The following is an 11,786-nucleotide window of genomic DNA, read 5'->3' as shown; positions in this document are numbered from 1 at the left end:
GCGCGCGCTCATTACTCATTAAGGATTGAGTCGGCTGCGGCCGTCCGGGGAGCTGCGAATCATGAGCCAGGCCAGCGTCATCGTGGTCGGCAACGAGAAGGGCGGGGCCGGCAAGTCCACCCTCGCCATCCACATCGTCACCGCCCTCCTGCATGCGGGCGCCAAGGTGGCCGTTCTCGACCTGGATCTGCGCCAGCAGACCATGGGTCACTTCTTCTCCAACCGGGCCAAGTGGCTCGCGGCCAACAACGCCGAGGCGCCGATGCCGATCGAGCATCCGATCAGCTCGGCCGGCGACGCCCTGGCCAAGGCGCCCGACGCCGAGCAGCTCGCGCGGTTCGAGGAGGCGTTCGCCGAGGTCTCGCGTTCTGCCGAGTTCGTGCTGATCGACACGCCCGGGGCCGACACCGCCATCAGCCGGGCCGCCCACGCCAAGGCGGACCTGATCGTCACGCCCATGAACGACAGCTTCGTCGACTTCGACATGCTGGGCGTCGTCGACCCGGTCACCCTCGACCTCACCCGGCACAGCCTCTACGCCGAGACGGTGTGGGCCTGCCGCAAGCAGCGCGCGACGGTCGACCGCAAGCAGATCGACTGGGTCGTCCTGCGCAATCGCCTGGCGCCCACCGAGGCCCGCAACCGCAAGCGCCTGGACGAGCGTGTGCAGGCGCTGAGCCGCAAGGTGGGCTTCCGCGTGGGCCCGGGGCTGCGCGACCGGGTGATCTATCGCGAACTGTTCCCCTTCGGCCTGACCGTGGCCGACCTGTCGCCCAGCATCCGACCCGTGGCCATGAGCCTGCAGCACGTCGCCGCGCGCCAGGAGCTGCGGGCGGTGATGGTGGCCCTGGGCTTCAACGGCCTGGACGACGCCGAGAAGATCGCGGCCGAGTAGCCGGATGCTTTACCTCGCGCTGGGCGCGGCCGCCCTGGCGCTCTACTTCTGGATCCTGAGGCGCGGCCCCCTGCTCAAGGGGCAGGGCTGGCGCGTGGCGGCAGGCGCCGCGGCGCTGGCCGCGTTCACCGGCGCAGCCTGGGCGGGGGTCAGGGGAAGCTGGGCCGCGGTCGTCGCGCTGGTCGTGCTCGGCCTCTGGTTCGCCGCATCGGCCAGGAAGGTCCCGGCGCAGTCCCGGCCGGCCTCCCCGGCCTCGAGCAGCATGAGCGCGGACGAAGCCCGGCGCATCCTTGGCGTCGCCGCGAACGCATCCCGGGAGGACATCCAGGCCGCCTACGCTCGCCTGATGCGGGCCGTGCATCCCGACAAGGGCGGCACGGCGGGGCTCGCGGCGCAGCTCAACGCCGCGCGGGACACCCTGCTGAAGTAGCGGTCAGCCCCGCCCCGGGGCCATGACCATGCACGGCTGCTTCTTGGCCTTCAGCGCGCGGCAGGCGTCCTTCGCCTCCTGCTCGCTCAGGCCCGAGAAGCGCGAGCGGTACTTGCCGCCGTCCTTCTCCGCGACCGCCTTGGCGTCGTCGAAGTGCTTGCCGAAACGCTTCTCGACGATCGCGAGCTGTTCGCGGGCGTCGGCGCGGCTGTTGAAGCTGCCGACCTGGACGGTCCAGCGACCGCCCGCGGAGGCCTTGCCCTTGCCGTTCAGCTTGGCCACGGACTTGGGCTCGACGATCTGGATGCTGGAAGCCCGCGAGGGGGGCGGCGAGGACGCCAGGCGGATCGACAGGCCCGCCTCGGTGTCGCCCTGCTGCATGGACGCCTGAGGCGCCTCGGCCAGTTGCGGCGGCTCGAAGAAATTCTGAGCCACGGTGATCTGTTCGCCACGGGCCCGGCGGTCCAGAACCTCGAACCCGGTCAGCAGCAGGCCTTCGGCGACCTTGTCGCGGGTGGCCACATTCGGCCCGCCCATCACCACGGCGATCAGCCGGCGACCGTCGCGCACGGCCGAGACGGCCAGGTTGAAGCCCGAGGCGTTGGTGAAGCCGGTCTTGAGGCCGTCCACGCCGTCCATGCGGTACAGCAGGCCATTGTGGTTGCGGATGTTCTGACCGCGGAAGGCGAAGTTCTTGGTCGAGAACAGGCGATAATACTGCGGGTAGTCGCGCATCACCGCGCGCGACAGGATCGCCAGGTCCCGGGCCGTGGAGATGTTGCGGCTGTCGGGCAGGCCGTGCGGATTGGCGAAGTTGGTGTTGGTCATGCCCAGTTCCTGGGCGCGCAGGGTCATCAGCGCGGCGAACCGCTGCTCGGTGCCGGCCAGCTTCTCGGCCATGGCGACGGACGCGTCGTTGGCCGAGCGGGTGACCATGGCCTCCATGGCCTGCTGCACCGTGATCGAATCGCCGGCCCGGACGCCGATCTTGGTCGGGGGCTGGGCCGCCGCGCGGGGCGAGAACACCACCGGATCGTCGAGATCGATCTTGCCGGCCGCCAGCGCCTCGAACGCCAGATAGAGCGTCATGACCTTGGTGACGGAGGCGGGATAGCGGGGCGCGTCGGCGCGCTTGGCGTAGAGAACCTCGCCCGTCTTCGCGTCCACCACGATCGCCGCGTACTTCGACGAGTTCTGCGGAATGAGCTGGAAGTACGGGACCTGAGCCATCGCCGGAGTCGCGACGCCGCCCAGGGCGGTCGCCACGGCCAGGCCGAGGACAGTGAACAGGCGGCGGGCGTGCTGGATCATGCTTCCGTCCGTCGAATCAACGCGTTGCGCGGCAACTGCGCCGCCTGGAAAGGGGTACCATGCCCCGATTACCCTTGCAGGAGGGTAAACAAGGGTTGAACGGGCGCAATTGACGCAGCGCAGCCGTGGAGGCGCCCTGCATCACGAATGTGCATTGTGCAGTGCACAAAAACTTCGTTGACTGCTGCACTGCAACATGAGACAAGGGCTCCAGTAGCCGCGGGGCCATGCGCCCCTCGCGTTTGATCCGCCCCGCCGACCCAGGAGCCCACCATGGCCGCCACCGAAGCCGCGAAGTCCACCGTCGAGCAGTTCACCACCGCCACGAACGTCGCCTTCAAGGAAGGCGTCGAGAAGAGCCTGGCCGCGATGAACGAGATGAATGTCCATTCCAAGAAGAACCTGGAAGCCATGGTCGCCTCGGCGACGGCCTCCGCCAAGGGCGCTGAAGCCCTGGGCGCCCAGGCCATGGCCTTCTCCAAGGCCCTCTTCGACACCCAGGTGAGCGCCGCCAAGTCGCTCGCCGGCGCCAAGAGCGTGCAGGAAGTGGTCGAGCTGCAGACCACCTTCGCCAAGTCCGCTCTGGAAACCTACATGGCCGAATTCGCCAAGATGTCCGAGACCGTCTCGGCGTCGGTGAAGGAATCGATGAAGCCGATCAACGAGCGCGTCACCGCGACCGTCGAGAAGTTCCAGGCCGTCCGCTAAATCCTTCTGCGTATCTGAAGGTCGGAGCCCGGGCCGCAAGGCCCGGGTTCTTTCGTTCCGTCCCCCCGGAACGAAGCGGCGCTCCAGTCTCCCCCACGGGAGCGCCAAGCGTAATGAGTAGCGTATGCGTTCAGGGGCCGCTCCGACAGGGGCGGCCCCTTTTGCTTTGGCCCCGGCGGCGCTAGACCTGCCGCCATGTCGACGATCGAAGACCGCCTCAAGTCGCTCGGGATCGAGCTCCCGCAACCGAACGCCCCCGTGGCGAACTACGTCCCCTTCGTCCGCGCGGGCGAGCTGGTCCACATCTCGGGCCAGGTCTCGGTGGACGCCTCGGGCGGGGTCCGGGGCGTGGTGGGCGAGGACGTGGATTTCGACACCGCCGTCCGCGCCGCGCGCATCTGCGGGATCAACCTCATCGCCCAGATGAAGGCCGCCTGCGAGGGCGACCTCGGCCGCGTGGTCCGCGTGGTGAAGCTGGGCGGCTTCGTCCAGGCCGGGCCGGAGTTCTTCGACATTCCCAAGGTCGTGAACGGCTGCTCGGACCTGATGGTCGAGGCGTTCGGCGACGCGGGACGGCACGCCCGCTCGGCCGTGGGCGTCTATCGGCTGCCGCTGAATTTCGCGGTGGAGGTCGACGCGGTGGTGCAGGTCCGGTGAGGAACCGCTTCGGCGAGGCCTGGGACCTTCTCTTCGATCCCCCGATCGCGCATCGGGGGCTGTGGAGTCCCGATGGCGCGCCGGAGAATTCGCTCGGCGCCTTCCAGGCCGCCTGCGCCGCCGGCTACGGCATCGAACTGGACGTCCACCTTTCGGCCGACGGCGAGGCGGTCGTCTTTCACGACGACAAGCTGACACGGATGACCGGCGCCACCGGCAAGGTGCGGGATCGCACGGCCGCCGAGTTGGCCGAGCTGCGCCTCGCCGGCACGGACGAGAAGATCCCGACCCTGCTGGAAGCCCTGGCGGTGATCGGCCACCGCGCTATGGTCCACGTAGAACTGAAGACCCCCTTCGGCGACGTCGGCCCCTTGGAACAGCGGGTGCACGAGGTGATCGCCGACCACAACGGCCCGCTCTGCGTCATCGGCTTCAATCCGTATTCGCACGCCTGGTTCGCCGACCGCTATCCGGGCGTGCTGCGCGGCCTGGACAGCTGGGCTTGGGACCGGCCGACTGACATGGCGCCCGAGCAGCGCGAGGCCTATCGCAGGCTGGAACAGGTGGAGATCGCCCGCCCGCACTTCCTGGCGCTGGGTCTCGACGTCCTGCCGCACGCCCGGGCCGCCGAACTCCGGGCCCAGGGCATGCCTGTGGTGGCCTGGACGGTGCGCAAGCCGGAGCAGTGGGACGCCGTGAAGGCCGGCTGCGACAACCTCATCTTCGAGGGGTTCGTCCCCGACCGGGGCCAGCGGGCGTGACGCTGAAGCCGGCGGTTCGCGTGGCCCGCCGCATCGCCGAGATCGGCCGGGAGGCCTGGGACGCCTGCGCCGACAACCCGGCCTACGCAGGCAATCCCTTCATCCGCTACGACTTCCTGCACGCGCTGGAGGAGGCGGGCTGCGCGGTGGAGCGCACCGGCTGGGGACCGCAGCACCTGGCGGTGGAGGACGAGGCCGGCCGCGTGGGTGCGGTGATGCCGCTCTATCTGAAGAGCCACAGCCAGGGGGAATACATCTTCGACCACGCCTGGGCCGACGCCTACGAGCGCGCGGGCGGGCGGTACTATCCGAAGCTGCTGTCGGCCGCCCCATTCGTGCCCGCGACGGGCCCGAGGATGCTGGCGCGGCCCGATGTGGACACCGGTGAGGCGCGGCGACTCCTGACCGGGGGCGGTCTGTCGCTCTGCGAGCGCTACGACGCCTCTGGCCTCAACCTGAACTTCGTCACCGGAGACGAGTGGCGCTGGCTGGGCGAGCAGGGCCTGGGGCTGCGCGAAGGGCAGCAGTACCATTGGGAGAACCGCGGCTATGCGGACTTCGAGGCCTTCCTGGCCGCCCTGTCATCGGGCCGCCGAAAGACGATCCGCCGGGAGCGGCGCGACGCCCAGGCCGGGGTCGAGATCCATCGGCTGACCGGCGCTGACCTCACAGAGGACCACTGGGACGCCTTCTTCCACTTCTACATGGACACCGGCTCGCGCAAGTGGGGCCGGCCCTATCTGACGCGACCGTTCTTCTCGATGCTGGGCGAGCGGATGGCCGACCGGGTGCTGCTGGTGATGGCCCGGCGCGAGGGGCGCTGGATCGCCGGAGCGCTGAACCTGATCGGCGGCGACTGCCTCTATGGCCGCCACTGGGGCTGCGTGGAGGACGTCCCGTTCCTGCACTTCGAGCTCTGCTACTACCAGGCCATCGAGTGGGCCATCGAGCAGGGTCTGCCGCGCGTGGAGGCGGGCGCCCAGGGCCAGCACAAGATCGCCCGCGGCTACCTGCCCCGCCCCGTCTATTCCGCCCACTGGATCGCCGACCCCATGCTGCGCGGGCCGGTCGAGCGCTTCCTGGAGCAGGAGCGGGAGGGCGTTGAGCAGGAGATGGAGTGGCTGGAGGAGGCCTACACGCCGTTCCGGCAGGAGTAGCCAGTCCCCGCGCGTGTGACGACTGCCACAAAAGTTGAGCCAAGCTGCGCCTTGGCCGTCAAAAACCCCTGCTACGCGGGCCCCCGATCCGACGCCGCCAACGCGCGGCGCGAACGAGGGGAATAGACATGAAGATCCGCCTGCTGACGGGTGCGGCCCTGGCCGCGCTCACCTTCACCACGCCGGGCCTGGCGCTCGCCGCCGAGGCCGCCGTCGAAGCCGCCGCTGACAGCTCGGTCGCCGAGGTGGTTATCCTGGGTCGCGGCGAAACGCGGCAGGTCCAGAGCGTTTCGGGCGAGGAGCTTTCGCTGGAAATGCCGGGCGCCAGCCCGCTGAAGCTGGTGGAGAAGCTGCCGAACGTGAATTTCCAGGCCGCCGACCCTTTCGGCGCCTATGAATGGTCGGCGCGGATCTCGATCCGCAGCTTCAACCAGGGCCAGCTCGGCTTCACCCTGGATGACGTGCCGCTGGGCGACATGACCTACGGCAACCACAACGGCCTGCACATCAGCCGCGCCATCGCCGGCGAGAACGTCGGCGGCGTCGAGCTGGCCCAGGGCGCGGGCGCGCTGGACATCGCCTCGTCGAACAACCTCGGCGGCGCGCTGAAGTACGTCTCCCGCGATCCCGCCGAGCGGTTCGGCGCCTTTGTGGCCGGCACGGTCGGCAGCGACCAGACCTGGCGCGGCTTCGTGCGCGTGGAGAGCGGCGAACTGCCGACGGGCGCGCGCGGCTACCTCAGCTATTCGCGCAACAGCGCCGACAAGTGGAAGGGCGACGGCAAGCAGAAGCACCAGCAGGTGAACTTCAAGGTCGTCCAGCCGATCGGTGAGGGCTCGGTGACCGGCTGGCTGAACTGGTCCCAGCGCCGCGAGCAGGACTACCAGGACCTGTCGCTCGGGATGATCGACCGACTGGGCTCGAACTGGGACAACCTGACCGGCAACTGGGCGCTGGCCGTACAGATCGCCGAGATCGCCAACAACCGCGGCGAGACCGGCGTGACGCCGCGCTTCCCGTCGGCGGGCACGACCTACCCCGCCCCGTTCGCCTCGGTGGACGACGCCTACTATGACGCCGCCGGCCTGCGGGACGACCTGCTGGGGGCCATCACCCTGCGCATGCCGATGGGCGAGATCGTCGACTTCAAGGCCACGCTGTACGGCCATGAGGACGAGGGCCAGGGCCTGTGGTTCACGCCCTATGTGCCGTCGCCGAACTACGGCGTCGCCGGCGCGACCAGCAACGACGCGCCGATCTCGATCCGCACCACCGAGTACGAGCTCAGCCGCTACGGCGTGATCGCCGGCGCGACGCTGAACCTCGGCGCGCACGCGGTGAACGCCGGCGTCTGGTACGAGGACAACGACTTCAACCAGGCCCGCCGCTACTACGGCCTGAACCGCGCCGCGCCGCAGCGCTCGGCCCTGCAGATGCAGGACGGGGCCTTCCGCACGGACTGGGAGTACGACTTCCAGACGACGACCCTGAAGGCCTGGGTGCAGGACACCTGGACCGTGACGGACCAGCTGTCGGTCAACTTCGGCTTTGCCGCCCTGTCGGTGGAGAATGAGGGCCGGACGGTCTTCGCCCGCACGGCGTCGCTGGAGAAGAACGGGACGATCGAAGCCAAGGAAGGTTTCCTGCCCCAGGCTGGCGCCCGCTACGCCCTCAGCGACGACAGCGAACTGTTCGTGGGCTACGCGCGCAACATGCGCGCCTTCCCGAGCTCGGGCACCTCGGGCCCGTTCTCGTCCAACAAGGCCGGGTTCGACGCGATCCGCAACACGCTGGAGCCCGAAATCTCCGACACCTTCGAGGCCGGCTGGCGCTTCCGCACGGCCGACTTCCAGGGCGTGCTCGCGGCCTACCACGTGAAGTTCAAGGACCGCCTGTTCTCGGTGCCGGTGGGCTCGGGGATCGTCGGCAACCCGTCGGCGCTGTCCAACGTGGGCGGCGTGACGGCCAAGGGCTTCGAGGCCGTGGGGACCTGGAACTTCGCCGAGAACTGGTCGGCCTTCGGCTCCTACGCCTTCAACGACAGCGAGTACGATGAGGACACCTTCGACGGGAACGGCGCCGTCGTGGCCCGCACCGCCGGCAAGACCACGGTGGACACGCCGCGCCACATCCTGAAGGCTGAGCTGTCGTACGACAGCGACGGATTCTTCGGGCGGGTCTCGGTCTCGCACATGACCAAGCGCTACTTCACCTACGAGAACGATCGCAGCGTGCCCTCGCAGACCATCGCGGACCTGACCGTCGGCTACCGGTTCTCGGGCTCGCCGTGGCTGGAGGGCCTGGAGGTGCAGGCCAACGTGAGCAACCTGTTCGACAAGGACTACATCTCGACGATCAACTCCAACGGCTTCCCGCTGCGCGGCGATAGCCAGACGCTGCTGCCCGGCGCGCCGCGGCAGGCGTTCGTCACCGTCCGCAAGCAGTTCTGACCATGCGGGGCGCGATCATCCTCATCGCCTGGCTGCTCGCGCTCCTGGCCCCGGCTTCGGCCGGGGCCGCCGAGCGGCGGCTGGTGCTGGTCACCCTGGACGGCCTCGACTGGACCGAGGTCTTCCGAGGCGCCGATCCGCAGCGGGCCGCCGACAAGGCCTTCGTCCACGAGGCCGCGCTGGTGAAGCCGTTCGTGGAGGCGGCCGACCGGCGGCGCGCCCTGATGCCGTTCCTGGCCGACGTGGTCGGCCGCCAGGGCGTGCTGATCGGCGACCGCGATCACGGCTCATGCATGGCCGTGGCGAACGACAAGTGGTTCTCGTACCCCGGCTACAACGAGATCCTGACGGGGCGGCCCGACCCGGCGATCACCTCGAACGAACACGGGCCCAACCGCAACGTCACCGTCCTGGAATGGCTGAACCGCCGGCCGGAGTTCGCCGGTCGCGTCCAGGCCGTCGGCTCATGGCGAACGTTCCGCGACATCATCAACCCCGAGCGCAGCGGCGTGCCCGTGAACGCGGGCTGGGAGGATGCGCCCACAGCCAGCCCGGCCGAGGCGGCGATCGCCAGGATGCAGCAGGGCGCCCCCCGCATCTGGGCGACGGTCCGGCTCGACATGCTGACCCACGCCTATGCGCTCGAGGCGCTGAAGCGCACCCGGCCGAAGGTGCTCTATATCGCCTATGGCGAGACCGACGACTTCGCCCACGAGGGCCGCTACGACCTGACGCTGGGCGCCGCCCAGCGGACCGACGCCTTCATCGCCGAGCTGTGGCGGACCCTGCAGAGCGATCCGGACTACGCCGGACGGACGACGCTGATCGTCACCACCGACCACGGCCGCGGCAAGGGCAAGGCCGACGCCTGGAAGCACCATGGCAGGCCGATCTTTGCCGAGTCCGACGCGACCTGGACGGCGATCATCGGTCCGGACATCGCGCCCGGCGCGCAGGTCGCCGGTTGCGCCGGCAGCAATCAGATCGCAGCCACGGCGTTGAAGGCTCTAGGCGTGGACTGGCGGGCCTACGACCCCGCCGCCGGCGCGCCCCTGGAGATCTTCCGGTAGGGCGGCCGTCAGGCGGCGGCGCTGGACTTGCGGTCGCCGTCGGCGTCCTTCGGCAGGAAGGCCAGCAGCGGCGCGGCCCACTTCTCGGCCTCGGCCCGCGTCAGCGGGGCGCCCGACTGGGTGTGCCGGGTGAGGTGCCGATAGAACTCGGACGCGGCCAGGGTCATCTTGAAGTCGGTGGCCATGGACTGCAGCGTCGTCGCCTGGGTCAGCATGGCGCGCATCGCCTGGCTGGGGTCGGTCTCGGCGGCGGCCACGGCGGCCCGGATGATCTTCAGCGCCTGGTTGATCTTCTGCTGGAAGGGCGTCTCGTTCCCGTCCGTCTTGCGCTTGAGCGGGCCGGCGTATTCGCCCGAGTTGAACCGCCGACGGTCGGGACCGATGTAGCTGACGCCCTCGACCCAGTCCCGCTCCTTCAGCGTCACCGCCTCGAGGCGGCGAAGCAGGTCCTTCATGCTGTAGGGCTTGCGCAGGAATTCGTGCACGCCGGCGTCCCGGGCGGCCAGGATCATGGCCGCGGTGGCCGCGCCCGTGATCGTGATGATCGGCGCCTGCCGGCAGGTCCAGGACGAGCGGCGGATCTTCCTGGCGATGGCCAGGCCGTCGACGCGGTCGTCGCCGAGTTCCAGGACGATGAGCTGCGGATCGACGGTCTCGGCCAGCTTCAACGCCCGCTCGGTGGTCTGGGCGGTCCAGACGTGGGACTGAGAGATGTCGCGCATCAGCTCGGCGAACAGCCGCGCGCTCGCCGGCTGTGGGTCGGCGATCAGCACCCGCCTCAGCTTGGGCGCCATCTTCAGGATTTGCCGTTTGTCGGCGTCGAACAAGAGCTTAGCTCTCCCCCAGAACCACCGACGTCATAGTCGCCAACCCGTAAAGGATGGCTTGATGACACTCGCCGACCTTCAGGCGGCGACCAGCGGCCGACCGAGCCGCCAACTCATTTTGAGCAGGCCCCGTCGACCTCAGTCGACGAACGGGTCGCGCATGAGGATCGTGTCGTCGCGCTCCGGGCTGGTGGAGAGCAGCGCCACCGGCGCGCCGATCAGCTCCTCCACGCGCCGGACGTACTTCACCGCATTGGCGGGCAGGTCCTTCCAGGACCGGGCGCCCTGGGTCGTCTCACTCCAGCCGTCCATTTCCTCATAGACCGGCTCAAGCTGGCTCTGGGCCTTGAGGCCGGAGGGCAGGTAGCCGATGTCCTTGCCGTTCAGCCGATAGCCGGTGCAGATCTTGAGCTTCGGCAGGCCGTCCAGCACGTCCAGCTTGGTCAGGGCGATGCCCGCGATGCCGTTCAGCGCCACGGACTGGCGCACCAGCGCCGCGTCGAACCAGCCGCAGCGGCGCGAGCGGCCGGTGACGGTGCCGAACTCGCGGCCCACCGTGCCCAGGTGCTGACCCACCTCGTCGAACAGCTCGGTCGGGAACGGGCCCTCGCCGACGCGGGTGGTGTAGGCCTTCACGATCCCCAGCACGTAGCCCGGCCCCCTCGGCCCCAGGCCCGAGCCCGCTGCGGCCTGGCCGGCCACGGTGTTGGAGGAGGTCACATAGGGATAGGTGCCGTGGTCGACGTCCAGCAGGGCGCCCTGTGCGCCTTCGAAGAGCACCCGCTTGCCCGACTTCACGATGCCGTCCAGCTTCAGCCAGGCCGGCTGGGCGTAGGCCAGGATCTTCGGCGCCAGGGCCTCGAGTTCGGCCAGCAGGCCGGCCGCGTCGAATTCGGGCAGGCCGAGCCCGCGCCGCAGCGGCGTGTGGTGCGCCAGCAGCCGGTCGATCTTGATCTCCAGGGCCGTGCGATCGGCCAGGTCAGCGACGCGGATCGCGCGGCGGCCGACCTTGTCCTCATAGGCGGGGCCGATCCCGCGGCCGGTCGTGCCGATCTTGGCCGTCGCCGCCGCTTCCCGCGCCTGGTCGAGATCGCGGTGGATCGGCAGGATCAGGCAGGCGTTGTCGGCCAGCACCAGCAGGTCGGGGCCGATCTCGACGCCCTGGGCGCGAATGCCCTCGATCTCCTTCAGGAGGTGCCAGGGATCGACCACCACGCCGTTGCCGATGATCGACAGCTTGCCCTGGACGACACCGGACGGCAGCAGGCTGAGCTTGTAGACCTGGTCGCCGACCACCAGCGTGTGGCCCGCGTTGTGGCCGCCCTGGAAGCGCACGACCACGTCGGCGCGGTTGGACAGCCAATCGACGAGCTTGCCCTTGCCCTCGTCGCCCCACTGGGCGCCGATCACGGTCACATTGGCCATCTGGATACGATCTCCCGACCTGCCCGGATACGCCTCCCGGCCCTTCGACAGGTGCTCGGCGGGGAAGCGGAGATCAAATTCGCGCGCCGCTTTAG

11 protein-coding genes are annotated in these 11,786 nt (G+C 69.4%); 8 read left to right on the top strand and 3 right to left on the bottom strand.

From position 1 onward, the window contains the following. Positions 1-61: 61 nt before the first annotated feature. Together DJ019_RS07415 and DJ019_RS07410 are read left to right on the top strand one after the other, a co-directional pair. The gene (locus tag DJ019_RS07415; RefSeq protein WP_111275331.1) at positions 62-895 is read left to right on the top strand and encodes a division plane positioning ATPase MipZ; all 834 of its coding nucleotides are present in this window, start codon (positions 62-64) and stop codon (positions 893-895) included. 4 nt (positions 896-899) lie between these two features. Beyond that, positions 900-1,325, top strand: coding sequence for a J domain-containing protein (locus tag DJ019_RS07410; RefSeq protein ID WP_111275330.1), 426 nt, complete (start codon positions 900-902; stop codon positions 1,323-1,325). Positions 1,326-1,328: 3 nt separating this feature from the next. Here the strand turns inward: DJ019_RS07410 and DJ019_RS07405 are convergent, their stop codons facing one another. After that, positions 1,329-2,636: a D-alanyl-D-alanine carboxypeptidase gene (locus tag DJ019_RS07405; protein WP_111275329.1), complete on the bottom strand. Its 1,308-nt coding sequence runs from the start codon at positions 2,634-2,636 to the stop codon at positions 1,329-1,331. Positions 2,637-2,909: 273 nt separating this feature from the next. On the opposite strand from DJ019_RS07405, the gene DJ019_RS07400 reads away from it, so the two are divergent. From DJ019_RS07400 to DJ019_RS07375, 6 genes are all read left to right on the top strand, one after another. Further along, positions 2,910-3,344 carry a phasin family protein gene (locus tag DJ019_RS07400; RefSeq protein WP_111275328.1) on the top strand — a complete coding sequence of 145 codons (435 nt, stop codon included), beginning with the start codon at positions 2,910-2,912 and terminating at the stop codon, positions 3,342-3,344. Positions 3,345-3,539: 195 nt separating this feature from the next. Beyond that, a complete protein-coding gene (locus tag DJ019_RS07395) occupies positions 3,540-4,001 on the top strand; it encodes a RidA family protein (RefSeq protein ID WP_111275327.1) in 462 nt (153 codons plus the stop codon). Continuing rightward, positions 3,998-4,762 carry a glycerophosphodiester phosphodiesterase gene (locus DJ019_RS07390; protein ID WP_111275326.1) on the top strand — a complete coding sequence of 255 codons (765 nt, stop codon included), beginning with the start codon at positions 3,998-4,000 and terminating at the stop codon, positions 4,760-4,762. Before DJ019_RS07395 ends, DJ019_RS07390 begins: the two co-directional genes overlap by 4 nt. Then, entirely contained in the window at positions 4,759-5,919 is a 1,161-nt protein-coding gene (locus tag DJ019_RS07385) for a GNAT family N-acetyltransferase (RefSeq protein ID WP_111275325.1), read from the top strand. The genes DJ019_RS07390 and DJ019_RS07385 overlap by 4 nt, the downstream gene beginning before the upstream one ends. Positions 5,920-6,047: 128 nt before the next feature. Beyond that, on the top strand, positions 6,048-8,369 hold the full coding sequence (locus DJ019_RS07380; protein WP_111275324.1) for a TonB-dependent receptor: 2,322 nt from the start codon (positions 6,048-6,050) through the stop codon (positions 8,367-8,369). 2 nt (positions 8,370-8,371) lie between these two features. Then, on the top strand, positions 8,372-9,439 hold the full coding sequence (locus DJ019_RS07375; protein WP_111275323.1) for an alkaline phosphatase family protein: 1,068 nt from the start codon (positions 8,372-8,374) through the stop codon (positions 9,437-9,439). 8 nt (positions 9,440-9,447) lie between these two features. Here DJ019_RS07375 and DJ019_RS07370 read toward each other — a convergent pair whose 3' ends face one another. Further along, positions 9,448-10,266, bottom strand: a complete 819-nt coding sequence (locus tag DJ019_RS07370) for a response regulator (RefSeq protein WP_240606393.1) — start codon at positions 10,264-10,266, stop codon at positions 9,448-9,450. A 138-nt stretch (positions 10,267-10,404) separates the two neighbouring features. After that, on the bottom strand, positions 10,405-11,691 hold the full coding sequence (locus DJ019_RS07365) for an adenylosuccinate synthase (protein WP_111275322.1): 1,287 nt from the start codon (positions 11,689-11,691) through the stop codon (positions 10,405-10,407). Between the last annotated feature and the right edge of the window lie 95 nt (positions 11,692-11,786).

Source organism: Phenylobacterium kunshanense (genome assembly GCF_003254525.1).
GTDB classification, from domain to species: Bacteria; Pseudomonadota; Alphaproteobacteria; order Caulobacterales; family Caulobacteraceae; genus Phenylobacterium; species Phenylobacterium kunshanense.
The sequence above is the reverse complement of the archived record's forward strand: the minus strand, read 5'-3'. Positions and strand labels throughout refer to the sequence as shown.

What these genes read in the sequence shown, in the direction of transcription:
- DJ019_RS07380 (WP_111275324.1), top strand. Translation starts at nt 6,048, where the DNA reads ATGAAGATCCGCCTGCTGACGGGTGCGGCCCTGGCCGCGCTCACCTTC.
- DJ019_RS07415 (WP_111275331.1), top strand. Translation starts at nt 62, where the DNA reads ATGAGCCAGGCCAGCGTCATCGTGGTCGGCAACGAGAAGGGCGGGGCC.
- DJ019_RS07400 (WP_111275328.1), top strand. Translation starts at nt 2,910, where the DNA reads ATGGCCGCCACCGAAGCCGCGAAGTCCACCGTCGAGCAGTTCACCACC.
- DJ019_RS07405 (WP_111275329.1), bottom strand. Translation starts at nt 2,636, where the DNA reads ATGATCCAGCACGCCCGCCGCCTGTTCACTGTCCTCGGCCTGGCCGTG.
- DJ019_RS07410 (WP_111275330.1), top strand. Translation starts at nt 900, where the DNA reads ATGCTTTACCTCGCGCTGGGCGCGGCCGCCCTGGCGCTCTACTTCTGG.
- DJ019_RS07365 (WP_111275322.1), bottom strand. Translation starts at nt 11,691, where the DNA reads ATGGCCAATGTGACCGTGATCGGCGCCCAGTGGGGCGACGAGGGCAAG.
- DJ019_RS07375 (WP_111275323.1), top strand. Translation starts at nt 8,372, where the DNA reads ATGCGGGGCGCGATCATCCTCATCGCCTGGCTGCTCGCGCTCCTGGCC.
- DJ019_RS07395 (WP_111275327.1), top strand. Translation starts at nt 3,540, where the DNA reads ATGTCGACGATCGAAGACCGCCTCAAGTCGCTCGGGATCGAGCTCCCG.